The organism is Legionella qingyii, from assembly GCF_003184185.1.
Genome location: NZ_QHJG01000005.1, coordinates 100,567 through 127,554, shown reverse-complemented (window position 1 = coordinate 127,554; position 26,988 = coordinate 100,567). Strand labels below are relative to the sequence as shown.

Genomic DNA, 26,988 nt, shown 5'->3' with positions numbered 1-26,988 from the left:
ATGAACTGACATGGCTAAATTTCTTCCAATTGTCTAAATAGGATTGACGATATAATGAAGTAGGGTGAATGAAAATAGTTCTGTAACGCTTACTCTGCTTCACCTTTTGCAACTGCTTTTTCACGTTCCGTTGCAATTTTTTCTGACAAAGATTTTACCAGATCAGTTAACTCATCTGGAGCAATGAAATCTCTTTCCTCAGGCGGATAACTAGTAGCTAATTGAAAATCCTTAATCAATTCATTTGCTACTGTGCCAGCATATTTATCCTTAGCACCAGCAAGACGCTCAATATTCATCATCTGGTTACGTGTTTCGTTAATAGGTAACAAGGACTCTGAAAATGCAGCCTTATCACTTACTAAAATTGGAGGCGCGCCTTCATTTTCTCGTAAAGGACTAAATATCGTTAATGCGCCTTCGACTTCTTCTTCAATCAAGTCCTCAACGGGTTCAGGCTCATTATGACCATGAAACGCAATTAAAGCAGAGACACCTCGCTCTATTGGTTCTTCTATGGGAGATTCATGCAACAGCTTAGAAATAAGCGTAATTTCTTCACTTTCAGCTGTTTTGTTTATTGATAAATCGCCGCTTTCTAGTATTGCCTGGAATGAAGCCAATTGCTTTTGTAACTTCATTAAATAATCGTCTGGTGGCGCTTCTACCTTTAAAAATTGATTTAATTTTAGTTGTTTAACAGGTTTCGGATTCGCATAAAACATCCGGGCACGAACAATTTTTGACTTGAAGAATATATGTGCCTCACCTTCTGTTTGTTCTTTTAAATCTAGAAGATCAACACGAGCTCTCTTTTCAAAAGAAGAGCTTTTACTATCCATATAAGTATTGGCAATGCTGGTATCTTTCGCTTGGAATGAGTCTACTTTAGTTACATAAGCTTCACCTGCTGTTTTGGTGAAGAAATCCCATGTTTCTGTAGGATCTTCCAATTTCATACATATTTTAATGTTCGTGTTTGCCCCAATGGATGCAGCTTCTTCTTTAGAGGCTTTTTGGAATGCCGGTAAATCTTGTCCTGCAAAAATTGCAGAGAAGCCAAGAGAACGCGCTTGCGCAGGAACCACCGCAAATCCCTGAACGGCATAATATCCATACTCATCAAGGATGCACATATAGGGTGTAGGTGCATTCGTTGGCTTTCTCAAGATCACATCACGATAATCCCCTTCGACGTCCTCTCCCAAACCTGCAGCCATCATTGCTTTTAATGAAGATACAATAATCTTACCTAGGTTAGACAACTCATCGGGGGATTTTTCTAAAGCGGGTAATAGCACAACCAAAATCCTTCGATTCAGTACCACGTCCTTAAAATCAACCTCGGCCAAATTCGTACGAACAATGTGCCCATATGTATCAGCCAAGGATGAAAACGCTCTGACCAACTGCATGGTAATAAAACCGTGTTGTTCCAATACCTGTGATACTTGCTTTCCTTTTTTCTCTTTATTGTAACCTGGCAAAGTACTTAAGTAGTTACGCAAAGGATCTGTAACTAATTTTGGAATCTGTTCTATGTTAACACTTTCTTGATTATCACGAGGAAAAATTTTATCAACAACAATGGTTTCTAATCGTGTTAATTCAAAGTAGTTACGGATAGTATCCGCATCCAAAAGTATGACTCCCTCATCACGCATATAAACTAGAAGGCGCATCAACGCTTCTACGAAGGCAATCGCACGACCTTTCCACATGTCTCCATCTCCGCCACCTTTTGAATCCCCCATCAAACTCACTACAAGCTGGGTTAACATACTGGAAGAACCTTGAGAAAAGGGATTAAAGGTATTAGACAACCTTTTTTCTTGTGGACCGATAATATCTCGCGCACCAGTCATAAAGTTAATCAAAAGCAAATCGTCTTCACGCCCCATGCTCCTGACCATGGAAAAAACTTTAGCGTAGAGCGAGTTATCCCCTTTACCGTCGACATAAATAAAACCACTACCTTGTACTAAGGCATTAAAAGCTAGAGAAACCAAACATTCTGTTTTACCGCTACCGGTTGAGCCGAAAATTAATGCATGGGTACGCATATCATCATTAGCAAACCATAATTCATGCCCTGTTTTACGATCATTGCCAAAAAAAGCGATACCACGAGCCATATTGGGCTTATTAACTCCTGGCTTCATATCGTTGTAATCTTTTACTCTGGAAATGAGAGGAAGACGAAACGGTAATTTTTGTTTCCGAGTGTAACTGTAAAGAAAGCTGCCAGCCCCTACAAGCATCAGGAATGTTGCTGACTCGGAAAAGTAATAAGACATTGCTGCTAAGGTAAAAAGTATAATCGAAATATTAGTTGGATCAGCGAAGAAATCAGCTAATCTCTGTGTCAAAGTTCGCGTATCCCTAAGTAAGAGGGTGGGATCTAACTCATGACGTGATTCAATGCCACGCATCATGGCTCTAACTCCTGCATTTGTCGGGGTGTTAACTTAACTTCTTTTATGGCAATTTCCAAAGCCTTAATCGCCTCGTCTATCATAGGCACCAAAGAACGACGTCCCATTTCTTTCTCTGCTTTCCAGTGAGCAAACGGGCCTGCAACTTCTGAAAATGGTGTTTGTCTACCAACACAATTGAGCATATACCACAAACGTCTATCTACAGGCCTTAACCATAAAAATTCAGCGCTCGGAACAACCCCATCATCCCGGGCCTTTTCAAGTAATGAAGCCATTACAGTTAAAGTATAGGCATGTTTTGCAACAACTTCCTGTATAATTTCTGTGTTTTTATATTTTTCTATGGTTGGTCTAGCAACAGAATAATCAAGCTTCCCTGCAACATAACTTCTATCTAAGGTTGCTAAGATATTATTTGCGGCATCTCTATCGCGATTAATGCGAGCAAGGAAAACGGCGGCTAAGGCATAAGCTTGTGGTGAACAATGTTCAAAACCATCCCAGTATGGTCCTAATTGCAGAGTAAAAACTCGTTTAGCATCTCCTCTTCGTATCCCTGCTGTCATCTCCTGCCCCGGTACAGGATTGTCTAATAATACATCTTCCTTTTTTAATAAATTGTATTTGCGTGCAAACTCCATTGGAGTTAGAGCCATAGCCCAAGGACCTTTATTTATATCTTCGTCTACCAAATTTTCTTTAACTATAGGCATAATTGCAGGCCAGTTAAATTGCTCTTGCTCACGTAATTTTTTCATATCGTACGTTTTGCGAAACTTCAGAGTGATATTTGATTGATACAAAAGAACTGCCAGGACAAGTAGCACAAGAACCACGGGATAACGCATGAAATCGCCAACAGCACGCGTTGTATCTACGAGCTGTTCCCAATTTACTGCATTGGGATCTATTGTTTGCATGATTTGAATCAAACTTGCTAGTTGCTCACTATGAACAAAAAGGTTAACTAGCTTTGCTTGCCAAATATTAATTTGAAAAACAACCATCACAATATACTGATGTCCGGTTTTCCATATAATAAACACCGTAATAAACAACAGTACCATGACCCATATTGGCCCCATGCCACTATCTTGACCTTGTTGTTGCGGTTGTTGTGCCATTAATGATTACTTCAAAATTATTTGTTTGCTTTAAGTATATACTGCTCTAAGATAATTTTGCGAGAGATTCGCAAGTATATCTATGCATTTATACAACGTTAAAACAGGATCACTGTTCTTTAATCAAACGACCACGTGAATATTTATAAACACCACTTATATGAATAAAACGAGTAATGTTTTCTACGTCTAGAGATCTATCTTTTAAAGTTAATAAGGGATTACCTAATCTATCAGATAGGGTTTTATCAGGAGAAAGAGCAATAATATCTGTTTTATTAATGTAAATCGCTACATAAGCCTCATTCTGTTTGTTCTCTTTTGATTTAATTACAGCGGTTACCTGATCTTCATTGCTGTAGATTGGGCGAGAAATCATTTGACGCGGCAAATTGGCGATTATCCTTTCCCAAGATGAAAGATTAGACCCATCCGAAGAATATAAAGAAACAAAAACTTCCTGCTGGCCACTACGTAAAGCAAGACGATTTGCTAAATGAGCATCAGAGCGAATTTGCTCTTCGCTTCGCGCACTAATTTTTTTGGCAAAATTATCGCGAATTCCAACCAGGCGATTACCAATTGACCGCAGAAAATTTGACTTATCCCAAGGTCCATTTTGAATTGCATAATCCAATGCTTTAAGAATCGCGTCATTATGCTCTTCGGTGAACGTATCTTTTTTCATAACATCAAATGTAACCTTATAAGAATGAAACAACTCTGCAAAAATCGATGCAATATTAAGGAGTATAACAGTAATTTCGAGATATATAAAAAAGATAAAATTCACAAAGAGGCTTAAACTCTCTTTGTGAATAGAACAAAAAAAGATTAAATTTACTGAGAGTTAATATTAACTCATTCCTAAACGAGACCCACTTTCATTTTCGACTTCTTCCTGGGCTACCTCTTGTTGTTTAGTTGCTTGAAGTTGTTGCTTAGCATCTTGGAATAGTGGTGTTGCTACTTGAGTTTGTTGCTTCGCTTCTTGGGTTTGCAAAGATTGCAATGCTTCAGGACCTTGAGTTATTACATTTTTCACAGCATTTAGATTTTTTATTGCCTCTTCAAGCAAACTCAAGCCCTCTTTATCAGCTTTTGCTAAAGCAACTGTTTCCATTTTTTGGACAGTTTGCATTAATCCATCTATTCCCTTACCTGCTTCTGTAGCAGCTGGCTCGCCTTGTCCGTGTTCGTGAGCAAAAAAACTCTCTCTTTTTAAAAATCCCATCACGTCACCCCTAAAACATAAAAACTTTAATAAGTTTAGTTTATCAAAATATATTGTAGATGTATTTAAAATCGTCAGTGCTTTCGATTTCTTTACAATTAATTTTCAAAAGTGTTCCTAGTCGTACATTAATTCGTCTAATGGGGTATAATCACGACTTGGTCCACCTTGAATCAACTCATTTAACACATCAGTCATGCATAACAAACGTAATACATTTGGCGTTACTTCATCAAAAATCACTCGCAGTCCTAACAAAGCACCTTCTGCCTCGTCAAATGTCGCCCCTAACCCATACCCAAGACACAGGGAACACAGTTGATCTGCTCGTTTCGCAATTGCTGGCAGCAAACCCGTATCAACAAAAACTTCCTCATAGCTCACAAATCTATCATTAAGATAAAATTTTGCATTTAAACTTGCTGCAATAACTGACATGCATTTGCTAATATCTCGTTCCATGTTATCGCCACCAAGGTTTTGAAGACTTAAGCGACCCGGCCAAAACGCTCCTCATCCATCTTAAAAAAACAGGCACTGTAAAACCGTAATGCTCAAGAATACCAAAAAACACTGCAGAGATTAAAACCAATATCCCTGTCCAGATTCTAATGTGCATTAAAAATAAAAAAATAGGAAATGCGGCTCGAGCATCAACTATAAAAAATCGAGCGCTTCGAGCAGAATCTCTCCAATGTGCAGTTTCAGCAAATCCTGCCATATTCAAGCCTCAAAAATAATAGCCTCTTCTAAAAAGTATATACCTAAATAAAGGCTTTAGCACCTTGGTATTTCATAAAATTTATAATATTTTTACGACAATTCGTATATTTACTGAATACTTTAGGTTATGAACTAAATAATCAAAACCTCCTCTCCAGAAAGGAGAGGACTAAGATTATGGATGACAATTGAATTGATTACTTTTTATCCATTGGGGAATATCCTTTTGAAAATGAAGGTCCTAAGATGTTGGTTAGGAGTTTTTTCATTTCTAATTCCTCAGATGTTTTTTTTGCAGAGGGTATTAATTGAGGCACAGCTAATTCTTGTCCAACCTCCTCTGTTGCCTGCGAAACGTCTTCAATACGTGTATTGCCTTGTCCAGCAGCCAGTTTTCCTAACATTTTAGAAGTACTGTATTGACTCATCTGAATTCCTTCTATTACGTCTATATGTAATAAATTAGCATAAACAACTTAAGAAATTATTAAAACAATTATATTTTTTATAAAAAATACTATTGAGTAATAAGTCAATTTTACGTTATGTTAAAACAACCTATAAAAAAATAGGTTCAATTGTCATTTATGGATAAATGCAATTGCTCAACTTACCAAAAAAGTCAGAGCAATTGAGAAACAATAGAGTCTAAGCTATGAGACTCTAGAAAAGGAGGAAATATGGCTAAAGGTGAAGTTAAATGGTTTAATAATGCCAAAGGTTGGGGATTTATTATTCCAGAAAATGGCGGCGATGATATTTTTGTTCATTTCTCGTCTATTCATGGTACAGGCTACAAAACATTAGTTCCCGGACAAACAGTCAATTACGATGTAGAACAAGGTGATAAAGGTCTGCATGCAGCTAATGTGATTGTGCTTAATGAAAGTGCTGATATTGAAATGGCTTAATTAAGTTAACGCAGTATCATTGGTGGTGCTGCGTCCCTAAGCCAAGAAAGACTTAATTTTACACAAGTACTGAATTAAAAACCGTCTTCATGTATGATGACCTTACTCTATTTAAGGTTAGAAATTTACTGATGAAGCATGGTCTATTACTCATAAATCTTGGCACCCCCAAGAGTGCAGATACCTCATCTGTCAGGAGCTATTTACGCGAATTTCTTACTGATAAGCGCGTCATCGATCTCCCTGCTTTGTTGCGCTATGCACTGGTTTATACATTTATTTTACCTTTCCGTTCAAGACGTTCTGCCCATGCATATCAATCCATATGGACTGAACAGGGTTCGCCTTTGCTTTTTCATAGCCAAACTTTAGTGAATCAATTACAAAAAGAAGTGGGAGCAGAGCACATCATTGCTCTTGGCATGCGTTATGGGGAACCATCTATTGAAACCGCTTTAAATCAGTTAAAACATTGCGAATCCATTACTATTCTGCCTTTATACCCACAATATTCATCAGCGGCTAGTGGCTCATCCATTGCAGAAGCCATGCGTGTCATAAGCAGCTGGGATCTCATTCCATCAATCAAAATCATTAGTAATTTTTTTCAACATCCAGCATACCTAAAAGCGCAAGCCCAAACCATTAAAGCGTTTCTTGAAGAGCATTCCCATGTACTTTTTAGCTATCACGGAATTCCTGAACGCCAAATTACCAAAAGCAGTTGTAAGACTATTTGCACTGGACCCTGCCCTAAATTAATAGATGATATTCATGGCTGTTATAGAGCTCAATGCTATGAAAACAGTCGTTTATTAGCATTGGAACTCGGCTTATCTCCGAATAGCTATAGTACCGCGTTCCAATCAAGATTAGGTAAAACGCCCTGGGTAAAGCCTTATACGGATCAGATTCTAGCTGAATTGATTACTCGAGGGATTACAAAACTGATTATTGTTTGCCCTTCTTTTGTAGCCGACTGTTTGGAAACACTTGAAGAAATAGGAATCCGTCTCAAAGAACAATGGATAACACTTGGTGGAAAAGAATTAATTATTGTTCCTAGTATGAATACCGACCCTTTATGGAGAAAAGCCATAATTACAATGGCACATCTGCACGCCGATTCAGAACTTAGGAGCATCTCGTGAAGCCCCGGTTAATCTTTGCCCAAAAGAGTATCCTCGGTTCTAAATTCAAGTTTATTGCATTATCGAGCATTCTGCTGACTGCTTTAGGCATTTACTTTAAATTCTATTATCAAGCGGCCAAATCTTCTGCCCCATCGCCTAAAATAGTCGAGACAGTTACCATAAGGCCCTCTACAATTGAAAAAAAGATAAAGCTTATTGGGACCATACGCCCCAAACATGCAACAGTTCTTATTGCTAAAGGCTCGGGAATGCTTGACATCCTAATGAGCTCAGGGCAAATAGTCCAAAAAGGTGACTTAATTGCCAAAATAATCAATCCAGACATTGAACGAAGCTACCAACTCTCTAAAGAAACAGAACAATTGGAAAAGACTCAATATCAGCGCGTTAAAAATTTGCAAAAAACAGGATTTGTCAGTGCACGAGAAGTGGAAGAGAAAAAAAGAATCTGGATCGATTCACAAAAGGAAAAAGCCAGAACCAAAATTGAATTAAAGAATATGCGTTTTTATGCCCCATTTGACGGCGTTATAGGCGCATTTAAAATTAAAGAAGGGGCCCAAGTAACTGAAGGCGCACCAGTAGTTACCATCTACGATCCGAACTCATTAACTGTGGAAATTGATATTCCCTGTACTAATAATCACTCAATAGAAGAAAATCAGCCAATTTATATATTGGGCAAACTTTATCATTTAAATCATGTGCAAAAAATGATCGACGATGAAACCCATATGTGCCCAGCAGATGTCGATATCCAATGTACTCATTGCTTAGTAGGAGCGAGCGTATCCAGCCAACTCGTAGTGAATAAAAAAACAAAAGCATTGGTTATTCCTGCACAAGCATTATTTCTCAAACAAGGTAAAACTCATGTGTATAAGGTCGTTGATAAAAAAATAGAACTTATAGCAGTCAAAACAGGGATACAAGAACAAGATAAGGTAGAAATTATTTCGGGATTAAAATCCGGAGATCAAATAGTAAGTAAAAGCCCCGAACGATTATATCCAGGACTGGAAATCTCAATTTATAAAGGTTAATCACCCTCTTATGAAATTTACAAGCTATTTCTTAAAACATCCAGTGATTGCGATCATCCTTAATTGCATGATTCTGCTCTTGGGAATACTTTGTTTTAATTCGTTACCTTTAAGAGAATACCCCAATATCAGTTTTCCAGTCATTACGATAAATACCAACTATCCCAATGCCAGTCCTGAATTAGTAGAATCGGTAGTAACTAATGTACTTGAGGATCAACTTGCCGGGGTAGAAGGATTAGAACTGATGACTTCACGTTCTAACCAAGGAAACTCATACATTACCTTACGATTTCGTCCAGGAACCTCCATGGACAAAGCTCTGAATGCCGCACATGAGGCAGCACGGCTAGCGCAGGCTCAACTTCCTTCAACAGTGAAGGCACCCGTTATCGAACGTCAACGGCAAGCGGATGGCTTACCTTTTATAGGCATTGCCCTAGAATCTTCTTCTTTAAATTTTGGAGAGCTCACCCATTATGCCAATTTAAATCTAAAAAATACGTTTCGTAGTCTGAAGGGAGTTGCCTCAGTCGATATATGGGGACAACCCTTCACTTATACTATTCAATTAGATCAAAAGAAATTATATACGTTTGGAATCAATGTCGATGAGATTGCCAATGCAATTGCTAGTAACCATTTATCCCTACCAGCAGGTAATTATCAAAATAAGATCCCTACAACACTTGATTTTGAATTAAAAACCCCAGAAGACTATGAAAATCTAGTAATCAAAACGCAAAACCATCATCCTGTTTTTCTCAAGTCATTAGCTAAAATTCAATTAACTACCGACAATAGCCAATTTCGAGTTAAGGTCAATGGCCATTCAGGTTTAGTACTTGCTGTTAATCGCGCTAATGATGCAAATCCCATTGAGGTATCACAAAGTGTCCGCAAAGAACTAAATATCTTGAAAAAAAGTTTGCCTGATGACATCAAGACTAAAATCATTATTGATCAATCTGAATTTATTAAAGCATCTCTTAAAAACATTCAGTCTTCCATTCTTGAATCTATTTTCTTGGTCTTAATCATCATTTTTATTTTTTTGCGAAATATACGCGCTACGATTATTCCATTAATTGCAATTCCCATTTCCCTATTAGGCTCTTTATTATTTTTGAAAATTGCAGGCTTTACCATAAATCAAATGACGCTTCTTGCGATGGTATTGGCTGTTGGTTTAGTTGTAGATGATGCCATTATTGTTCTTGAGAATATATGGCGGCACATCGAAGATAATTTATCGCCCATGGATGCCGCACTCAAAGGATCCAAGCAAATAGGTTTTGCCATCATCGCTATGACATTAACTCTAACCAGCGTTTATGCACCTATTGCTTTGATTGATGGCATGATTGGTCAATTATTCATTGAATTTGCGGTAGCCCTGGCAGGAAGTGTATTCATATCAGGAATAGTAGCCTTGACACTTTCGCCCTTGATGTGTGCTACGTTCCTGCATAAAAATACGAAGCACTTATGGCCTGCCATTGACAGGTTCCTGAATAACCTTGCTCAGTATTACTATAAATTACTAAATATCATTATCTATCGCAAAAAAACAACCTTACTCATACTATTTCTCTCCTTGAGCCTAAGTCTGCTTTTTTACAAAATAATGCCTGCTGAAACCGCCCCTAAAGAAGATCGCGGTTTAATAGGAATTTATACTCCACCTCTATCTGGTGATAACTTAGATAACCTGGAAGCCAATACAAAACTCATGCAAAAGTCCATAGGTATAGTGCCCGAAGCGAAAAATACATTAACATTTTTAGGAAATTGGGGTAGTAGCATTGTTATGCCTTTAAAACCTCATCGACAAAGAGCTCGCTCTGCAGAGCAAATTGTGAATTCATTAAAACCGAAAACAGAGCGGCTACCTTCAGTCGATGCTTCCGTCTGGAGCTGGGACTCAGGATTACCTGGAGTTGAAGATGCGCGCAATAATTCAGAACTGGAACTGGTTATTTCCACCACCGAAAATTTCCGACAATTATTTGAAGCAACGGAGCACTTGAAAAAAATATTGGATCAAAGCAAAAAATTTGCTTCTACTCGCTATGATTTACGTCTTGATTCCATGGGCTACTCTGTAAATATAGATAAAAATGCTTTAGCTCAATTAGGATTGACGCCTATACAGTTAGCTAAAACCATAGAAGTTTTTTTCAGTAGTGATAAGTCCCTATCATTTCAAAAAGACGGTGTATCTTACAATCTAACCCTGCAAGGCTCCTCCAAACCCTGGACTTTGGATGAACTTTATCTTACAGCCCCCTCTGGAAAACGGATTTCCATAGGCTCAGTGGCTCAAATGAAAAGACGAGCACAACCAACCGCATTAGAACATGTCAACCAAATGCGTTCTACAACCTTATATGCCAAATTACCTGAAAAACAATCCTTTAAAAAGGGTATGAATACACTCTTGGAGATGGCGAGAGAAAATCTCCCCAACCAATACAAATTAAGTTGGGCTGGTGCTGCTAAGGCATATAATGAATCATCGCATACTATGGTTTTGTTATTTGCTTTAGCGATACTCTTTATTTATGCCATTCTTGCAGCACAATTTGAGAATTTTGTTTACCCGCTCATCATTTTATTCACCGTACCCTTAGCTTGTTTTGGTGCCTTGCTATTCGCTTACTTATTTGGCCAATCTCTAAACATTTTTACCCAGGTCGGTTTAGTCACATTAGTTGGACTAATCAGTAAACATGGTATTTTGATTGTAGAATTTGCTAATCAATTGCAAAAGGAGGGCTTTACCTTGGCAGATGCGATAAAAAAATCGTGCTCGTTAAGGCTGCGCCCCATTCTCATGACTACTGGTGCTATGGTTTTTGGTGCCATTCCGCTGGTACTTTCACATGATGCAGGAGCTGAAGCAAGGCATGCTATTGGTACAGTGCTTATTGGAGGCCTATGCATTGGTACGTTATTTACTTTGTTTTTGCTTCCTGCCGTTTACTTCATGATCTCACAAATACTAAAAAGACCCGAAAAATCCTAGTTATTGTAGCCAGAACGTGGCAAAACAAAATCCAATTAAACGTTACCATTCACAACCCAGCTTCCGCTTTGCTGCATTTAGGTTCCTATTTCTAATCTTAATCATGCATCAAAAAGCACAGACTGAATATTAAATAACTATAAAAGCATGGTAAAGATGCATAAGCAAGTATTTTTAGAGCCAATTTCGCTCAAAATGTACGACTAATGTCTTTTCAATCAGCTATGCACAAGAATAAGCTCCATATTCTAAAAAACACTTCTTGCACTTTTCTATACTCTGCCCAATCAATTTAATGTACTATGAAATTGTTCAACTTTAATAGGAGATTATGTTGAAAAGGATCTGTTTTTTAATGATATTTTGTGTTACTCAAGCAATAGGTTCTGTATTTAGTTTTGAAGATATCCAAAAACTTCGACAACATTTTTTTGCCAATATTCAATCTAACGGAGCAATAGTAGCCGCTCCTTCAAAACAAAATCCAGATTACTATTATGATTGGATTCGCGATTCAGCGATTGCCATGACATTGATTGAGACATGGTATGAATCCACTCATGCGTTTGGATATAAAGAACGCTTATTTAATTATATTTCTTGGAGCCAAAAGCTTCAGCATCAATATGATCCATCACCCGGACAAGATATATTGGGAGAACCCAAGTTTTATATTAATGGTTATCCTTTTGATGGTCCTTGGGGCAGACCACAAAATGATGGTCCCGCCTTAAGAGCCTCTGTTTTGATTCGTTTTGCACAACAATTATTAGATGATGATGAAGCCGAATATGTACAGGCCAATCTTTATAATAGCAATTTGGATCCAAATTCAATGGGAGTTATTAAAATGGATTTGGAATACACAGCCCATCACTGGTCTGATAAAAATTATGATCTCTGGGAGGAAGTGTATGGATATCATTTTTTTACTGCTATGGCTCAGCAAAAAGCACTTTATGAAGGCGCAGCCCTTGCTCGCCGGCTCAACGATAATGAAGCGGCAGTTTATTATGAACATCAAGCAAAACTGATAGACACACGCTTAATGGAGCATTTGGATCCGGTGCATAAAACAATTCTAGCAACGCTTTCACCCCATTCCGGTCCACAAAAAACCTTAGAGCTAGATTCATCTATAATTTTAGGCATTTTACTTAATCCCAAAAAAGATGGTGTTTTATCTCCCGATAGCCTCTACGTCCAAAATACAGTGGATGCTTTGTATGAACAATTTAATTCAATGTTCCCAATTAATAGCAATCATTCAGGAGAAATTTTATTTGGTCGCTATCCCGGAGATACCTACGATGGATATCAAACCAATAGTATAGGGAATCCTTGGTTTATTTTAACTGCAACTATGGCTGAATATTACTATACACTTGCTGATAATTTACCTTTAACCAAAGCAAATCAATCAACAATAGCGAAACACATCCAAGCAGGTGATAATTATTTGAAGCTTATAAAAAAATATGGCAAAGACATGAAACTAAGCGAGCAAATTAATTTAAATACCGGGAGCCAACAAGGAGCTCCATCATTAACCTGGAGTTATGTAGCTGTTTTACGTGCAATTGAGTTAAGAGATAAACTAATCATCAAATTAAAATAATCTTCGAGGAAATCCTTCACTAGCCAACGGTTTTTGAAAAACCAATGGCTAGTTTTTCTATTATTTTTTAGGTAGAAGCCAAATATGACGGCTCTTTTTTACCAACCTCTTCGGTCGGAAGCACCTCTTCGCGCCCTAATAAACGTAGTGGCTTACCAGACATAATGTAATTCTCAATTTGTTCAAGACTGATACCTTTTGTCTCAGGCATATAAAAATAAGTATATATAAGGCCTAAAAGACAAATCACTGCATACAAAGCAAAAGTATACTCAATACCCATCATTTTTTCTAAAAGAGGGAAACTAAAAATGACGATTGTATTAAAAGTCCAGTTACTCATAGCAGAAAAACCCATTCCTGCGCCACGCACATGCAGAGGAAATATTTCAGCCATTGCAATATGCGGTATTGGCCCCACACTTACTGCAAAAGAAAAAATATAAAGAATTAGACAAGCAACTGATAAATAAGGAAGCCAAATGACTTGATATACTGAAAACATGCATAAGGACAATAGACTGAAACACATACCAGAAAAACCAAACAACAGGAGTTTACGACGACCTATTTTATCAACGCTAAGCATCGCAATAACCGTCACCAGCAAATTAACGAGACCAATGCCTATAGTTGCCAATATTTGCCCGGTAGTATTATTCATGCCTAAATTTTTAAAAATTTCAGGTGCAAAATAGATTACGACATTAATTCCGCTCAATTGTTGTAAACAAAATAGCATTGTACCTAACAGCAAAACAGGTAATAAAGGACTCTTAAACAACAACAGCCAGCTTCCCTTTTTAGGTTCATTAGCCAATGTCATTTCGATATCCATCAACTCATGCTCGATTGAATGACTTTTACGTAGTTTTTTTAACGCTTTAGATGCAGCATCACGACGTCCCACAGTGCACAACCATCTGGGAGACTCTGGCATGAGTAAAATTCCGATGCATAAAATCAGGGCTGGGAAAGCACTTGAAGCAAACATTGCACGCCAATCATTGTTCTCTAGAAATAAATAATTGACTGAATAAGAACAGACGATTCCTACTGTCATTGCCAATTGATAAATAGCAACCACTGCGCCTCTGGTCTCATAAGTTGCTGTTTCAGCCAAATACAAGGGGGCCATTACTGAAGCCATACCAATTGCCAGGCCAAGAACTAATCGTGAAATAATGAGTATGGTAATTGAATCCGCAAATCCAGCACCTAATGCGCCTAAAAAGAACAATACTCCTGAGAAAGACAGTAGTGTGCGACGGCCGAAGCGTTTCACTCCTTTTGATGCAGTAATCGCACCAATCAACATAGAGCCGAACAAAGCACCAAAAGGCAACGCGGAAGCCATAACACCAACATGAGTGGCACTTAAGTCAAAATGATTTTTGACCAACTCTATAGAACCCGCAATGATTCCTTCATCATAACCAAACAAAAAACCAGCGACCGAACCGATAATTGCAACAACCCATGTCATATTTAACTCCTTGATCGACAATCTAAAATTTGGCTATAAAAAAATTATCTCTAACCTGAAAATCATCGGGCTACTGTCTATCTACTCCCATCCTCTTATGCTCTGACGCACAGCAAGAGATAAATCGGTAATTAGTGCCCAATCACCTTTTTTAATCGCCTCTTCTGGTACTATCCAGGAACCTCCAACACACGTAACATTAGGCAATGCCAGATAATCAGAAAAATTTCCCCCATTAATTCCTCCTGTGGGACAAAATTTTGCTTGCGGAAAAGGACCATGCATCGCCCGTAACATATTGGTTCCTCCTGCAGCAGTCGCAGGGAAAAATTTAAAATGGGTATACCCCAAAATTAATCCTTCCATTAATTCAGATACACTCGATATACCAGGAATTAATGGAATGCTGGAAGTACATCCAGCGGTCAATAGGGTTTGTGTTTTTCCAGGACTCAGTGCAAATTTTGCACCGATGTCTGCAACCTGTTTTAATTGTTCAGGGGTAGTTACTGTGCCCACCCCAATTAAAGCTTCAGGGAAGGTTTCTATAAGTAACTTAACGGCATCCAAAGCAATTGGCGTTCTAAGTGTAACTTCGAGTATATGGATACCACCTGCAAATAACGCTGTAGCTAAAGGTAGAGCATGCTCTATTTCTTTAATAACAACAACCGGGATAACTGGTGATGTACAAAATACAATTTCCGGCTGCACCATCCAATTTGGGAACGACATGAAGCTCTCCTTGTAGTCGACCGTTGCCTAGGTGAAGTAAGTGTAATCTGGGATCATAAATAGGACTTTATCCGATTATGCTCATTTTTATCTAGACCACGATTGTTTTAAATAAACTGCAGCCCCTAATATCCCTGGCTGCTCGGCAGTAATCACATAGGTCGGGATTTTCGCATTGAAATCGCTAAAACGACCTTTTTCTTCAAAATTAGATCTGAAATCACTACCGTGCAACAATGAAATTAATCGAGGCACAATACCACCAGCGATATAAACACCACCAAAGGCTGCAAAAATTAATGCCATGTCTCCAGCATAAGAACCCAGAATTGCGAAAAATTGCGCTACTGTCGCTTCAGCAATAGTACATTGTTGTGCTAAGGCCAAAGCAATAATTTCTGATGCAGGAACATGGCCTGTCTCTTTTTGATGCAAAGCAGCCAGTGCTTGATATAAATTTTCCAAACCATGGCCTGATAACAAGCGCTCATAGGATACATGCTCATATGTTCGCTTGAGATAACGATAAATAAACCATTCTTGTTCTGTTTTTGCACCCCAACTTATGTGACCTCCCTCTCCGGCATGAGCAGAATATCCTCCCTGTGTTGACAAAAGGAAAGCAACACCTAATCCAGTACCAGCTCCCAAAACAGCCCTGGTTCCATTTTGATTTGCAGCCCCCCTTCCTATCTGAAGCATTTGCTGGTTCGATAAAACCGGTAAACTCATTGCAATAGCATTAAAGTCATTCAAAACCTTAAGCTTTGTCAATCCTAATTTTTGTTTTGATTCACTAATAGAAAAGCGCCAATGTGCATTGGTCATACAAATCACATCATCAAGCACTGGACAAGCAATAGCAATAGCGGCTTGCGTTATTTCTTCCAATGAATGTTGTGACTTATAGGCTAAAAATACTGATTCAAAGCAGGGATATGCAGCGCATGAATAAATTTCAATTTTATCCATGACCAAGTTTTCTAAATTGACACGGCTGAAACGCGCAAAAGTTCCACCAATATCCGCAACGATCGCATAAGATTTTAAATCATCACTCATAACAAGACTCTTTTCCTTGAAACAAACTACATGCTCCCTGCTCAGCCCCTGTAAATTGCGACCTTAAACTACTGAATAACTCTCTGCCCATGCCAAGGTAAGACCCAACTTCAGTTAAAACAGCTTTAGGTCTTAATCCCAACTCATAATCGGCAACTAATAATTGCAGTACCCCTTGTTCTGCATCAATTAAAATCATATCCCCAGTTTCAATACGAGAAAGCACTTCATTATCTATAGCCTCAGGTGTGACATGAATCGCTGCAGGAACCTTACCCGAAGCCCCAGACATTCGGCCATCCGTGACTAAAGCAACTTGATATCCTTTATCCATAAGCACCCCAAGTTTGGGGGTTAATTGATGTAATTCAGGCATCCCACACGCTTTAGGTCCTTGAAAGCGCACTACCACCACGCAATCTTTGTCTAAAGCGCCTTCAAGAAACATCTGTTCAAATTCCTCCTGACTCGAACACACCACTGCTGGCGCTTCAATTTTACTTTTTCCAGCAGCAAGCCCTGAGGTTTTAATTACAGCTCGTCCTATATTTCCACTTAATACTTGCAAGCCGCCTTGAGCTTTAAATGGAGTTTGAGCGGAAGTTAATACACTCTCATCATTTGAAGTAGAAGGGCCAGAAACCCATAACAATTGCTCATTATCCAGTAAAGGTTGTTGTGTATATCGCTGCAAACCATACCCCATCACTGTCTGAACATCTTCATGCAACAACTCTGCATCCAGTAAAGTATGGATAAAATACGCCATGCCACCAGCTCGTTGAAAATGATTGATGTCTGCATAACCATTCGGATAAATCTTGGCAATCAAAGGAGTAACGGCTGACAATTGGGCAAAATCATCCCAGTTGATCGAATAACCTGCCATAGCCGCTATAGCAATCAGATGCATTGTGTGATTCGTTGAACCACCTGATGCCAATAAGGCCACAATGCCATTAACAATATTTTTTACATCCATTAATTGGCCTATGGGCGTATAATGATCATTTAAATCCGTTAAAGAAAGAATTTGTTGTGCCGCAGTCCAGGTGAGTGCATCACGTAAAGGAGTACCAGGATTGATAAATGATGAGCCAGGAAGTTGCAACCCCATCGTTTCAATAATAAGTTGATTGGAATTAGCCGTGCCATAAAAAGTACATGTGCCTGCAGAATGATATGAAGCGGCTTCCGCCTCAAGCAATGCATTTTTATCCGCCTTTCCCTCAGCATATAATTGACGAATACGGGCCTTTTCCTGATTTGAAATACCCGATGGCATGGGGCCTGCTGGCACAAAAATAAAAGGTAAATGACCAAAGCTCAACGCCGCCATCAGCAGTCCAGGAACAATTTTATCGCAAATACCGAGCATAAGGCCGCCATCAAACATATTGTGCGACAAACCTATTGCTGTTGCCATGGCAATCACATCTCGGCTTAATAAACTTAATTCCATTCCAGCCTGGCCTTGGGTAATTCCATCACACATTGCCGGAACACCCCCTGCAAATTGGGCGACACCTCCCGCAGCAGAAATAGCTTTTTTGATTAACGAGGGATAACTCAGATAAGGTTGATGCGCTGAAAGCATGTCATTATAAGCAGAAACAATGGCTATATTGGCTTTAGTCATGCCCCTCAGATTTGCTTTGTCCTGCTTTGCACAGGCAGCAAAGCCATGCGCTAAATTACCACAGTGAAGCATGCTTCGCTGTGGACCTTTAATACGCGATTGTTCTATATGCTTCAGATAAAATTCTCTACTACGGATACTCCGTTCACGGATGTTATCCGTAACTTGAGCTACAACCGGGTGCATTATTTTTCCTTAAGGTGCATACAACACCTGAACGTTTGCATCAAAGTTATTTAAAAAAGCGCTCACCGGCATCACCATCGAATCATGCTCTGCCATTGCTTGATGCAATACAGTCAATTTTTTCTGACCTAGCAAATGCAAAAAGATAACGCGACTATTTAATAATCTTTTTTTCGATAAGCTTATTCGTTGATGAGGGGCTGTCTTTGGACTAATTCGGAGTACTGCAGCAGCATTATCATCCAATCCCATACTTAGTTCCTGAGAGCAAGGAAACAAAGAGGCAATATGCCCATCCTCTCCCATTCCTAAAACCACCGCATCAAAAGTAGGTAAAGAAGCAATCATTTGCTCGGTTTGCTCTAGAGAATAATCCTCGTTGTATAAACTCAAAAAATGAGCTTTAGCTGCATGATGTTGCAGTAAAAATTGTCGGACTAAACGTTCATTTCGATCCGGGTCATGGGCGGAGACACAACGCTCATCGGTAAGAGTAATTGTAATTTTCTCCCAGGGAATATCAGTTTTGGCTAGGGTCTTGAATAAATCAATTGGAGTTTTTCCACCCGAAACCACTAAATAAGCGTGACCGCGTTGAGCTACTGCATTACATAGAATCCGTTTTAACTGCTCAACCAAGTCATCTGTTAAGATAGAAGCTTCACTAAAACTACGTAACAGCATTTTGATCACCCCATACATGCGCTTTGCCATTGTATAAACGAATTACCTCCAAAGGCCCCCAAGTACCTGCTGGATAAGTATAGAGTGGAGTCTCTTGTCTTTCCCAGGCTTGCTTAATTTCATCAATCCATTTCCAAGCTTGTTCTACTTCTTCTCGACTTACAAACAAATATTGATGGCCTAACATCACTTCCAACAATAAGCGTTCATAAGCGTCGGCAATTCTTTGTGAGTTAAAGAGATGGTTAAAATTTAAATCCAGCTTACTGTCTCGTAGTTGCATGCTTTCACTAAGACCAGGAATTTTATTCATCATTCGAAGCTCTACCCCTTCATCCGGTTGCAAACGAATGATGAGCTGATTAGGAGACAGATCTTGTTTTAATTGTTTAAAAACATTATAAGGTTGCGGTTTAAAGTAAATCACTACTTCACTTTGCTTTTTTGATAATCTTTTACCCGTTAATAAATAAAAAGGAACCCCAGACCAGCGCCAATTGTCTATATATGCTTTAATCGCAACAAAAGTTTCAGTAGTTGACCCTTTATAGGCACCTTCTTCATTTAAATACCCTGGTATTTGTTGACCTTTAATCACGTTTCCCACATATTGCGCCCGCACAGTATGTTCATGAGCATGAGCATCAGAAATAGGCCGTAATGACTTTAATACCTTTAATTTTTCACTACGTATACATTCAGCAGATAGACTCATTGGTGGTTCCATTGCCAAAAGCGACAGAATCTGTAATAAATGATTTTGCAACATGTCCCTTACTTGACCTGATTTATCATAGTAAGCCCATCGCCCTTCAACACCGACTTCTTCTGCAACGCTAATTTCAACCTTATCAATAGCTTGATGATCCCAGTTTGAAGAAAAAATCGCATTGGCAAAGCGCAGTACTAAAAGATTCAATACAGTTTCTTTACCCAAGTAATGATCAATTCGATAAATTTGATCTTCAGCAAAAAAATGGGCTACTTCATTATTAATTGCTATAGATGAAGGTAAATCATGACCAATTGGCTTCTCTAAAACCACTCGTGACGGTTGCTTGGTTAAACCGATACTTGAAAGGCCTTGGCATGCTTGAGCATAAAGAGAAGGAGGAATTGCAAAATAAGAAATGGTTATTCGCTCATCAGGACTCACATAATCTGTTATTTTTGCGTAGTCTTCAGGTTGTGTCAGATCAATCGAGCAATAGGTCATCTTATTAATGAGACGTGACCAAACCTGCTCATCCAGCCCTTCACCGATAAAAGTCTCTAATTTAGATTTTATTAACCCCGTGTAGTCGGTTAAGGTAAATGCGTCTCGTGCGCAACCGATAATGTGGGTATTAGCATGAAGCAAATTCGCGCGTTCGAGCTGATATAGGGCAGGAAATAATTTACGGCAAGACAGATCCCCCAAAGCACCGAATATAATTAAATCACAAGGATGTTTTACAGCGACTTCTTCGATCATGTTTATCCCAAACAATCATTTTTTTGAGGTTCAATACTAAATTGAAAGATTGTGCAGATCAACCCAAATCAAGATTATCCTTGGCAAAGGAATTGCAATTTGCATGAAAAAGTTTAATGTGCTGGATCTTTTAGGGCAATTATTGCAAAACCTCATTTTTATGCTATATCAAATAAATAAGATAGCCGTTCGCTTCTGCCTGACTTTCATGGCTTAGCTGTGAGGCGATGACTTAGAGGAATAATTGCACGTATGTTACCTTAACCTAAATCATTATTAGGAGAAGCAGATGCTTAATAAGAGATTTTCTGAAAGACTAAATAAAGAGCTTGATAATATTGGTGCACCCGAATCAAGTGCAGAACGTATTGAGGTGTTATCAAAATTAGTAAAGATTCCCAAGTTCAAAGCGGAAGCATTGCTTAACGGCGCCACTAGCCCAGATGAAAAATTACTCAATGCATTAGCAGAAGAATTTGAGGTAAGCGCTGACTGGCTAGTTGGTAAGAGTGATTCATCCCACTAAATATTTATTTAGCGCATTATGGCCACATAAAACCTATATTGCCCATAATTAAAACGACAAACTTATAATTATGGGCTCACAATTAACCATGGAACCGATCATTTGCACTAATCGGTTTTGCATTTTTCTCAATGTACTCAATAATTTTTCCAGCAATATTGATGCCGGTGGCTTTTTCCACGCCCTCAAGGCCAGGTGAGGAATTTATTTCCAAAACTAAAGGGCCATGATTCGAGCGAATTAAATCAACACCCGCAACTTTTAATCCCATTGTTTTAGCAGCACTGATTGCAATTGCACGTTCTTGTGGCGATAACTTTACTTTGGTGGCCTTCCCGCCTTGATGAACATTGGCACGAAATTCTCCATCCTTTGCTTGTCGTTTTACAGCAGCAACTACTTTTTCTCCGACAACAAAACAACGGATATCGACTCCGCGTGACTCCTCAATAAATTCTTGCACCAAAATATTGGCATGCATTTCTTTAAAAGCATTAATAATACTCACGGCAGATTGATGACTATCTGCAAGAATAACTCCCTTCCCCTGGGTTCCTTCCAATAATTTAATAACTAATGGTGCACCACCAACCATACGAACCAAGTCTTCAGTATCATCTGGTGATTGAGCAAAGCTCGTTAATGGCATGGGAATACCTTTACGAGCTAATAACTGTAATGAACGGAATTTATCCCGAGAACGAGCAATGGCTATAGACTCATTTAAAGCATACATCCCCATAGTTTCCATATGGCGCAAAACTGCAGTACCATAATATGTATTTGATGCACCAATTCTTGGAATTACTGCATCAAAATGAGGCAAGGGCGACCCTCCTCTATAATGAACTTTAGGGCAGGAAGCGGCGACGTTCATATAACAATATAAAGGATTAATAATCCTAATTTCATGACCAGCAGCTTCTCCCTCTGCTTTCAGACGCTTGTGAGAGTACAAATGTGGATTTGTGGCCAATATTGCAATTTTCATGAAAAACGCTTTCCTCAATTTTTTATTATTCTAGAAACCTTCGAGCCTTCTAAAAAAACTTTATTTACAGCTGGCTCGTATAAATAAAGCCTAGTTCAAAAATGTAAAATCACCTTTGACTAACAAAAATATATTTTATAAAAAAACTTCCGTTAAGAAACCAACAAGATGTAATCCTTCGCTAATATATCTGCATGATGTGGTGTAGTAAAAAATGCATTGAGCTCTCCCTGCGGATTAAATAGCATTAAAGCGCCACTATGCTGAATATCATAGTTTGTTGCGTCATTATTTCCCTTTTCAATTACTTTTGCATAAGCAATACCCATTTCTCGGGTCATTAACTTAATGGATTGCTCATCTCCCCGAGCTCCATAAAAATCAGGATGGAATGAAGTTACGTAATGGCCTAATTTCTCTTGATTATCACGCTCAGGATCAATTGATATCATTACAACGTGCGGCAAATTCTTTACACCTTTCTCTTCAAGAATACGATACATTTTTGATAATTCTGCCATAGTAGTTGGACAAACATAACCACAGTTTGTAAAACCAAAAAACATTAAGGTCCATTTCCCTTTTAAACTCTTATTATCAAATGGTTTTTGATCAATTCCTGTCAAATTGAACTGATTCACTTGCCTTGGATTTTCAAGATAAGTACCATGAAATCTCGACACATCAATTTTTTTCTTAAAATGAACATGTTGGCCTACAAAAATTCCTGAAAGTAATCCTGCAAGAGCCAGCAAAACAACTACAGTAAAGGTAACACTCTTAGCCTTTAAACTCATTTTACCCCCTTATAGGAACAAATATGGAATAAGTCTCACAACCATCTGCTTTCACAAAAAACGGGTTCATAGGACTTATTTCATCCCTATTCCTTACAAATAATGATCGATCAATAAAAAAACAAACAATAACATTAAATACACTATTGAAAATCTGAATGTTTGCATTGCAACTACAGGCTTATCTGTACGATATAATTTATGCGACCAAAATAAGAATCGCGCACCAAGCACTAAAGCGCCTATTAAATAAAACAAACCACTCATCCCTATAACAAAAGGCAATACACTCACTACTAGCAATAAAATGGTATACAAATAAACATTCAATTTAGTAAACGCAATACCATGGGTCACAGGTAACATTGGAATTTGAGCATGTTGATACTCTTCGTAGCGATAAATAGCCAAAGCCCAAAAATGTGGCGGCGTCCAAATAAAAATAATTAATACCAGCAATAAAGCTTGTGGATCCAGTTGATTTGTAACCGCAGTCCAGCCAAGCAATGGAGGTGCTGCTCCAGCCAATCCGCCGATGACTATATTTTGTGAGGTGGCTCTTTTTAAATAACCTGTATAGATACCAGCATAACCAATCAATGTAACAAACGTAAGACATGCAGTGAGCTGATTTACAAAAATCACCAAAACCGTCAGTCCAAGGCCTCCCATGATTAAAGCAAACCATAAGGCCTGACGTACTGAAACCTGGCCACTAGCAACGGGTCTTTTTTTGGTTCTGGCCATAATGGCATCAATTCGTTTATCGACCAAATGATTAATTGCCGCGGCGCTTCCAGCACATAGCCCAATACCAAGCAAGGAAAAAAACATCAGCGACATGCTAACCCAACCTGGAGTTGCCAAATACATTCCGACAACTACAGTCAATAACATGAGCAATACAACTCGAGGTTTGCATAACTCGAGATAATCACGCCAAGTAGCCGACGAAGATTGAACTACATGCTCAGCGTGCATCATTTTGCCCCTTACGCGTAAAATGTAGTGTACTAAATAATGTTGCTAACAATAGAGCAGCAACCCCATTATGAGCTACGGCGACACTAATTGGCAGTAAATAAATTACATTCAAGATACCTAAAGTAAATTGAACTAATACTAATAAACACAACACCACAGCTGCGGTTTTAAGATAATTGAAGCTGCTTCTCAATAGAATCAATAAGGCGAGCACGAGAATATAAGCGGCAGTGATTATTGCACCTAATCGGTGAATAAATTGAATCGTTACTCTAACATCATGATCCAGTAAACCACCTTGATAATTAGCGCCGACAGGTGAAAATAAATTAAACCCTTGTGCAAAATGCAAATCAGGTAACCATACGCCATTACACATAGGGAAACCAATGCAAGAGATTCCTGCATAATTTGAACTAACCCAACCGCCCAATGCAATTTGCATGAACACGATAAGCACCCCAAGCCGTAACCAAGGACGCCATTGTGATAAATCCTGCCCCTTTACTGCACTGATTTGCAATCGAAAACGGCTTAAGCAGGCAACAATGAGCATACCGCCTAAAAGATGCCCCATAACAACCACGGGTAACAGCTTTAAGGTTACGGTCCACATGCCTAATGCGGCTTGGAAAAAAACGAGTATAAGTAGTGCAACGGGCAAATGCCATGGCAAATTATTACCTTGTAATCGCTTGCGCACTACATAAAAACCTATAAAAAGAATTAACAAAGCTAAAGTACCTGCAGCATAACGATGAGCCATCTCCGTCCATGCCTTTCTTGACTCGATAGGAATTTCTGGATATTGGGTTTGTGCTGCCTGCAATTTTTCCTTAGCATTGGGAAGAACCATCTGTCCATAACAACCAGGCCAATCAGGGCAGCCCAAGCCTGCATCGGTCAAGCGTGTATATGCTCCGAGCATGACAACGAATAAAGATAACAGCACAGCAAATGATGCAACATATCGTAATAATTTATTCTGCATTAGATTAATCACTCTTGTTTTCTGTTGTATTGAGCAACAACTTCAAATCTTTGTATACATCATTAGGATTAACCTGCGATGCATAACTGAGAATTAAATAATTACCTGGATCAGCTATAAATACTTTAGTTTCAGACGATAAAGTATCTTTAGTATTAACCTCAGCTGCAGATAATCTTGCCACTTTAAAATCTATTTCCTTTAAATAGGATTGTTGTTCTTGTGATAAAGCAGGTGCTTTATCACTGAGAAGAAGCCACTGATCCACCTGATATAATTTACGTCCTAATGCCAGACGAATTCGAGCAAGCATATCGAGCTGTTTCATACACGCTTGGTCACAGGCCTCTGGACTCCAAAAGATAATGCGCCATTTCGACGTTCCTTCCAGAGCATTCAACTTTACCGGTGGATTCAGTAAGGTCCCTTTATTGATCCGAGTAGCGCCCAACCAGGAAGGATGCTGGTAAAACAAATAAGCAGCTACCCCCGGAGCAACGAATAGTACAACCAACAACACTAAAATATAATATTTACTGGCTTGTTTTTTCATTTTTTTTCTTCAGGTTTAATGCTACAAATATAATTAGTATCACCAATGCCATAGCAAACCACTGCAAAGCATAAGCTAAATGCCGCTGCGGAGGCATGGAGACCGTCTCCCATTCACGCACAAATCCGTTTGTGTCTTGCTTGTCGAGGCGAATAATAAACGGAGCGACTGATTTTTGCAAAACTTGACTGAACAATTGATCATCCACACGCTCCAAAATGATCATTTTATTCCCTTTTTCTTCTAAAGCAGGACCCAAAACCCATTGATTTTTGCTCGGAAAGTAGGCTATCCCCTGCAATTCTATGCTTCCTTTGGGAATCTGAATGTTTGGGAGGATTCGTCGAGTCAGTTCACCAGGAACCCATCCTCTATCTATTACGATGATAGAACCATCAGGCAACTGCAAGGGTGATAAGACATCATAACCAAATTGATGTTTGTGATGCTGATTATCCAATAAAAATACCTGCGACAAATAATGACCTTTTAACGAGATACGTTCATATTGCACAGGCAGTGTTTTCGTTCCAGACCAAGGAACTGGTTTTTGCTTCTCTTGTGTTTTTTGTGCAACAATCATTTTTGTTTTTTCATCCGCACGATGAATTTGCCAAAAGCCAAGCCGAACAAATAAGGAAAAAAATAGGATTGCCAAAATCGACATCGGCCAGCTTGGGGTGAATTGAAATTTAAAACAGGTTAAACTAGGCATCATTAATTAATTGTTTAAATGTTAGTCATAATTAGACGGCAATTTCGGGAGTATAACAAATGATCACTAAAATTATCATCATCTGTGTCATGATTATCATCGCCGGATCTTTGGCAAGTGGTCTTGTCTTCCTTATTCGTGATGCAGGTAACTCCAAACGAACCGTTAAAGCCTTAACTATAAGAATCAGTATTTCAGTGGGTTTATTTATATTTTTATTAATTGCTTTTAAACTGGGTTTAATTAAGCCTCATGGCATTTGATTTTAAGGATATCATTATGCGTAGTGTATTAATCAGTTTCCTAATTCTGTGTCATTGCAGCATCCATGCAGACACCATAAAAAATTACATGAGTATTGCTGATAATATTCCTCAAATGGAAGTTAAAGCTGACCCCCAGGCACAAGCATGGGCTCGCTCTGCTCGTCATGTTTTGACAATAACTTGTGAAAGTATTGCAGAAACAATGCTCCAGGCAAATGAAGTTGCAAAAAACCAAGGAAATCCTGTTTTTTGCTTACCACCAGGTGTTCAGCTGAATGCATTTACTCTGTGTGAGTTGATTCAGCAAACATATAAAGAAATCTCCAGCCAGCAAAGCGATAAAGATTCCATGACTGTGTCTCAGGTTGCCTGGTTAGGTGCGAGTAAACACTATCCATGCCAACAAAATACAGCAGCAAAGAATGAAATGCTTCATGTTTCTGCAGCGCTAGGACAGCATGCAGCAGACAAATAACTGCCGACAAAACAATAAAATGTTTATATAAATAGATATTATCATCCAGTATGAAAGACTTTTTAATGAACTGTTATCAATCCTAGCTACTTCATCAGATTGCCTACTCCAGTCTGATGAACTAGGTCAATGAGCTTATTATCCATATGTT

General features: G+C 38.7%; 27 protein-coding genes. 8 read left to right on the top strand and 19 right to left on the bottom strand.

The features are described 5' to 3' along the window. Window positions 1-89: 89 nt before the first annotated feature. The 7 genes from DGG96_RS04360 to DGG96_RS04330 form a co-directional block, all read right to left on the bottom strand. On the bottom strand, window positions 90-2,435 hold the full coding sequence (locus DGG96_RS04360) for a TraM recognition domain-containing protein (RefSeq protein WP_110141736.1): 2,346 nt from the start codon (window positions 2,433-2,435) through the stop codon (window positions 90-92). Beyond that, window positions 2,432-3,562, bottom strand: a complete 1,131-nt coding sequence (icmP, locus tag DGG96_RS04355) for a type IVB secretion system coupling complex protein DotM/IcmP (protein ID WP_110141735.1) — start codon at window positions 3,560-3,562, stop codon at window positions 2,432-2,434. The genes DGG96_RS04360 and icmP overlap by 4 nt, the downstream gene beginning before the upstream one ends. 109 nt (window positions 3,563-3,671) lie before the next feature. Further along, window positions 3,672-4,250: a Dot/Icm secretion system protein IcmQ gene (icmQ, locus tag DGG96_RS04350; protein WP_110141779.1), complete on the bottom strand. Its 579-nt coding sequence runs from the start codon at window positions 4,248-4,250 to the stop codon at window positions 3,672-3,674. A 168-nt stretch (window positions 4,251-4,418) separates the two neighbouring features. Then, on the bottom strand, window positions 4,419-4,796 hold the full coding sequence (locus DGG96_RS04345) for a hypothetical protein (RefSeq protein ID WP_110141734.1): 378 nt from the start codon (window positions 4,794-4,796) through the stop codon (window positions 4,419-4,421). Window positions 4,797-4,913: 117 nt separating this feature from the next. Next, the gene (locus DGG96_RS04340; protein WP_058466666.1) at window positions 4,914-5,258 is read right to left on the bottom strand and encodes a type IV secretion IcmS family protein; all 345 of its coding nucleotides are present in this window, start codon (window positions 5,256-5,258) and stop codon (window positions 4,914-4,916) included. Between the two features lies 1 nt (window position 5,259). Further along, window positions 5,260-5,517: an IcmT/TraK family protein gene (gene icmT, locus DGG96_RS04335; protein WP_110141733.1), complete on the bottom strand. Its 258-nt coding sequence runs from the start codon at window positions 5,515-5,517 to the stop codon at window positions 5,260-5,262. Between the two features lie 199 nt (window positions 5,518-5,716). Beyond that, entirely contained in the window at window positions 5,717-5,947 is a 231-nt protein-coding gene (locus DGG96_RS04330; protein ID WP_110141732.1) for a hypothetical protein, read from the bottom strand. A gap of 252 nt (window positions 5,948-6,199) precedes the next feature. On the opposite strand from DGG96_RS04330, the gene DGG96_RS04325 reads away from it, so the two are divergent. The 5 genes from DGG96_RS04325 to DGG96_RS04305 all read left to right on the top strand — a co-directional run bounded on the left by DGG96_RS04325 (window position 6,200) and on the right by DGG96_RS04305 (window position 13,273). Further along, window positions 6,200-6,430, top strand: a complete 231-nt coding sequence (locus tag DGG96_RS04325) for a cold-shock protein (protein WP_058466669.1) — start codon at window positions 6,200-6,202, stop codon at window positions 6,428-6,430. A gap of 131 nt (window positions 6,431-6,561) precedes the next feature. Continuing rightward, window positions 6,562-7,581, top strand: coding sequence for a ferrochelatase (gene hemH / locus DGG96_RS04320; protein WP_165831577.1), 1,020 nt, complete (start codon window positions 6,562-6,564; stop codon window positions 7,579-7,581). Then, on the top strand, window positions 7,578-8,627 hold the full coding sequence (locus DGG96_RS04315) for an efflux RND transporter periplasmic adaptor subunit (protein ID WP_110141730.1): 1,050 nt from the start codon (window positions 7,578-7,580) through the stop codon (window positions 8,625-8,627). The genes hemH and DGG96_RS04315 overlap by 4 nt, the downstream gene beginning before the upstream one ends. Before the next feature lie 10 nt (window positions 8,628-8,637). Beyond that, a complete protein-coding gene (locus DGG96_RS04310; protein WP_110141729.1) occupies window positions 8,638-11,655 on the top strand; it encodes an efflux RND transporter permease subunit in 3,018 nt (1,005 codons plus the stop codon). Between the two features lie 355 nt (window positions 11,656-12,010). Beyond that, the gene (locus DGG96_RS04305; RefSeq protein ID WP_110141728.1) at window positions 12,011-13,273 is read left to right on the top strand and encodes a glycoside hydrolase family 15 protein; all 1,263 of its coding nucleotides are present in this window, start codon (window positions 12,011-12,013) and stop codon (window positions 13,271-13,273) included. Between the two features lie 67 nt (window positions 13,274-13,340). On the opposite strand, the gene DGG96_RS04300 is transcribed toward DGG96_RS04305, so the two are convergent. From DGG96_RS04300 to zwf, 6 genes are all read right to left on the bottom strand, one after another. Further along, window positions 13,341-14,759 carry a sugar porter family MFS transporter gene (locus tag DGG96_RS04300; protein ID WP_110141727.1) on the bottom strand — a complete coding sequence of 473 codons (1,419 nt, stop codon included), beginning with the start codon at window positions 14,757-14,759 and terminating at the stop codon, window positions 13,341-13,343. Window positions 14,760-14,840: 81 nt separating this feature from the next. After that, window positions 14,841-15,494 carry a bifunctional 4-hydroxy-2-oxoglutarate aldolase/2-dehydro-3-deoxy-phosphogluconate aldolase gene (locus DGG96_RS04295; protein ID WP_110141726.1) on the bottom strand — a complete coding sequence of 218 codons (654 nt, stop codon included), beginning with the start codon at window positions 15,492-15,494 and terminating at the stop codon, window positions 14,841-14,843. 87 nt (window positions 15,495-15,581) lie between these two features. Continuing rightward, the gene (gene glk, locus DGG96_RS04290) at window positions 15,582-16,556 is read right to left on the bottom strand and encodes a glucokinase (protein ID WP_110141725.1); all 975 of its coding nucleotides are present in this window, start codon (window positions 16,554-16,556) and stop codon (window positions 15,582-15,584) included. Continuing rightward, window positions 16,549-18,381 carry a phosphogluconate dehydratase gene (edd, locus tag DGG96_RS04285; RefSeq protein ID WP_110141724.1) on the bottom strand — a complete coding sequence of 611 codons (1,833 nt, stop codon included), beginning with the start codon at window positions 18,379-18,381 and terminating at the stop codon, window positions 16,549-16,551. Before edd ends, glk begins: the two co-directional genes overlap by 8 nt. A 9-nt stretch (window positions 18,382-18,390) precedes the next feature. Further along, a complete protein-coding gene (gene pgl, locus DGG96_RS04280; protein ID WP_110141723.1) occupies window positions 18,391-19,065 on the bottom strand; it encodes a 6-phosphogluconolactonase in 675 nt (224 codons plus the stop codon). Then, on the bottom strand, window positions 19,052-20,539 hold the full coding sequence (zwf, locus tag DGG96_RS04275) for a glucose-6-phosphate dehydrogenase (protein WP_110141722.1): 1,488 nt from the start codon (window positions 20,537-20,539) through the stop codon (window positions 19,052-19,054). Before zwf ends, pgl begins: the two co-directional genes overlap by 14 nt. Window positions 20,540-20,828: 289 nt before the next feature. Between zwf and DGG96_RS04270 the strand changes: the two genes are divergently transcribed. Beyond that, on the top strand, window positions 20,829-21,065 hold the full coding sequence (locus DGG96_RS04270) for a hypothetical protein (protein ID WP_058466680.1): 237 nt from the start codon (window positions 20,829-20,831) through the stop codon (window positions 21,063-21,065). 82 nt (window positions 21,066-21,147) lie between these two features. Here DGG96_RS04270 and rimK read toward each other — a convergent pair whose 3' ends face one another. The 6 genes from rimK to DGG96_RS04240 form a co-directional block, all read right to left on the bottom strand. Continuing rightward, entirely contained in the window at window positions 21,148-22,056 is a 909-nt protein-coding gene (gene rimK / locus DGG96_RS04265; protein WP_110141721.1) for a 30S ribosomal protein S6--L-glutamate ligase, read from the bottom strand. 152 nt (window positions 22,057-22,208) lie between these two features. Beyond that, window positions 22,209-22,853, bottom strand: a complete 645-nt coding sequence (locus DGG96_RS04260; protein ID WP_110141720.1) for an SCO family protein — start codon at window positions 22,851-22,853, stop codon at window positions 22,209-22,211. A 93-nt stretch (window positions 22,854-22,946) separates the two neighbouring features. Next, window positions 22,947-23,834 (bottom strand): heme o synthase, encoded by an 888-nt coding sequence (cyoE, locus tag DGG96_RS04255; RefSeq protein ID WP_110141719.1) that lies wholly within the window; start codon window positions 23,832-23,834, stop codon window positions 22,947-22,949. Next, entirely contained in the window at window positions 23,824-24,828 is a 1,005-nt protein-coding gene (locus tag DGG96_RS04250) for a COX15/CtaA family protein (RefSeq protein WP_199739207.1), read from the bottom strand. Before DGG96_RS04250 ends, cyoE begins: the two co-directional genes overlap by 11 nt. Before the next feature lie 4 nt (window positions 24,829-24,832). Next, window positions 24,833-25,381: a hypothetical protein gene (locus tag DGG96_RS04245; protein ID WP_110141717.1), complete on the bottom strand. Its 549-nt coding sequence runs from the start codon at window positions 25,379-25,381 to the stop codon at window positions 24,833-24,835. Next, a complete protein-coding gene (locus DGG96_RS04240; RefSeq protein WP_199739211.1) occupies window positions 25,362-26,096 on the bottom strand; it encodes an SURF1 family protein in 735 nt (244 codons plus the stop codon). Before DGG96_RS04240 ends, DGG96_RS04245 begins: the two co-directional genes overlap by 20 nt. A gap of 59 nt (window positions 26,097-26,155) precedes the next feature. Between DGG96_RS04240 and DGG96_RS04235 the strand changes: the two genes are divergently transcribed. Continuing rightward, the gene (locus DGG96_RS04235; RefSeq protein ID WP_110141715.1) at window positions 26,156-26,359 is read left to right on the top strand and encodes a twin transmembrane helix small protein; all 204 of its coding nucleotides are present in this window, start codon (window positions 26,156-26,158) and stop codon (window positions 26,357-26,359) included. Window positions 26,360-26,375: 16 nt separating this feature from the next. After that, complete coding sequence (locus tag DGG96_RS04230) at window positions 26,376-26,837, top strand: phosphatase (protein ID WP_165831576.1); 462 nt, start codon at window positions 26,376-26,378, stop codon at window positions 26,835-26,837. Window positions 26,838-26,988 lie beyond the last annotated feature (151 nt).

What these genes read in the sequence shown, in the direction of transcription:
- DGG96_RS04250 (WP_199739207.1), bottom strand. Translation starts at nt 24,828, where the DNA reads ATGCAGAATAAATTATTACGATATGTTGCATCATTTGCTGTGCTGTTA.
- DGG96_RS04235 (WP_110141715.1), top strand. Translation starts at nt 26,156, where the DNA reads ATGATCACTAAAATTATCATCATCTGTGTCATGATTATCATCGCCGGA.
- glk (WP_110141725.1), bottom strand. Translation starts at nt 16,556, where the DNA reads ATGAGTGATGATTTAAAATCTTATGCGATCGTTGCGGATATTGGTGGA.
- icmT (WP_110141733.1), bottom strand. Translation starts at nt 5,517, where the DNA reads ATGGCAGGATTTGCTGAAACTGCACATTGGAGAGATTCTGCTCGAAGC.
- icmP (WP_110141735.1), bottom strand. Translation starts at nt 3,562, where the DNA reads ATGGCACAACAACCGCAACAACAAGGTCAAGATAGTGGCATGGGGCCA.
- DGG96_RS04240 (WP_199739211.1), bottom strand. Translation starts at nt 26,096, where the DNA reads ATGCCTAGTTTAACCTGTTTTAAATTTCAATTCACCCCAAGCTGGCCG.
- DGG96_RS04300 (WP_110141727.1), bottom strand. Translation starts at nt 14,759, where the DNA reads ATGACATGGGTTGTTGCAATTATCGGTTCGGTCGCTGGTTTTTTGTTT.
- DGG96_RS04260 (WP_110141720.1), bottom strand. Translation starts at nt 22,853, where the DNA reads ATGAGTTTAAAGGCTAAGAGTGTTACCTTTACTGTAGTTGTTTTGCTG.
- DGG96_RS04325 (WP_058466669.1), top strand. Translation starts at nt 6,200, where the DNA reads ATGGCTAAAGGTGAAGTTAAATGGTTTAATAATGCCAAAGGTTGGGGA.
- DGG96_RS04330 (WP_110141732.1), bottom strand. Translation starts at nt 5,947, where the DNA reads ATGAGTCAATACAGTACTTCTAAAATGTTAGGAAAACTGGCTGCTGGA.
- hemH (WP_165831577.1), top strand. Translation starts at nt 6,562, where the DNA reads ATGAAGCATGGTCTATTACTCATAAATCTTGGCACCCCCAAGAGTGCA.
- DGG96_RS04230 (WP_165831576.1), top strand. Translation starts at nt 26,376, where the DNA reads ATGCGTAGTGTATTAATCAGTTTCCTAATTCTGTGTCATTGCAGCATC.
- rimK (WP_110141721.1), bottom strand. Translation starts at nt 22,056, where the DNA reads ATGAAAATTGCAATATTGGCCACAAATCCACATTTGTACTCTCACAAG.
- DGG96_RS04310 (WP_110141729.1), top strand. Translation starts at nt 8,638, where the DNA reads ATGAAATTTACAAGCTATTTCTTAAAACATCCAGTGATTGCGATCATC.
- DGG96_RS04360 (WP_110141736.1), bottom strand. Translation starts at nt 2,435, where the DNA reads ATGATGCGTGGCATTGAATCACGTCATGAGTTAGATCCCACCCTCTTA.
- DGG96_RS04305 (WP_110141728.1), top strand. Translation starts at nt 12,011, where the DNA reads ATGATATTTTGTGTTACTCAAGCAATAGGTTCTGTATTTAGTTTTGAA.
- DGG96_RS04345 (WP_110141734.1), bottom strand. Translation starts at nt 4,796, where the DNA reads ATGGGATTTTTAAAAAGAGAGAGTTTTTTTGCTCACGAACACGGACAA.
- zwf (WP_110141722.1), bottom strand. Translation starts at nt 20,539, where the DNA reads ATGATCGAAGAAGTCGCTGTAAAACATCCTTGTGATTTAATTATATTC.
- edd (WP_110141724.1), bottom strand. Translation starts at nt 18,381, where the DNA reads ATGCACCCGGTTGTAGCTCAAGTTACGGATAACATCCGTGAACGGAGT.
- pgl (WP_110141723.1), bottom strand. Translation starts at nt 19,065, where the DNA reads ATGCTGTTACGTAGTTTTAGTGAAGCTTCTATCTTAACAGATGACTTG.
- DGG96_RS04340 (WP_058466666.1), bottom strand. Translation starts at nt 5,258, where the DNA reads ATGGAACGAGATATTAGCAAATGCATGTCAGTTATTGCAGCAAGTTTA.
- cyoE (WP_110141719.1), bottom strand. Translation starts at nt 23,834, where the DNA reads ATGCACGCTGAGCATGTAGTTCAATCTTCGTCGGCTACTTGGCGTGAT.
- DGG96_RS04245 (WP_110141717.1), bottom strand. Translation starts at nt 25,381, where the DNA reads ATGAAAAAACAAGCCAGTAAATATTATATTTTAGTGTTGTTGGTTGTA.
- icmQ (WP_110141779.1), bottom strand. Translation starts at nt 4,250, where the DNA reads ATGAAAAAAGATACGTTCACCGAAGAGCATAATGACGCGATTCTTAAA.
- DGG96_RS04295 (WP_110141726.1), bottom strand. Translation starts at nt 15,494, where the DNA reads ATGTCGTTCCCAAATTGGATGGTGCAGCCGGAAATTGTATTTTGTACA.
- DGG96_RS04270 (WP_058466680.1), top strand. Translation starts at nt 20,829, where the DNA reads ATGCTTAATAAGAGATTTTCTGAAAGACTAAATAAAGAGCTTGATAAT.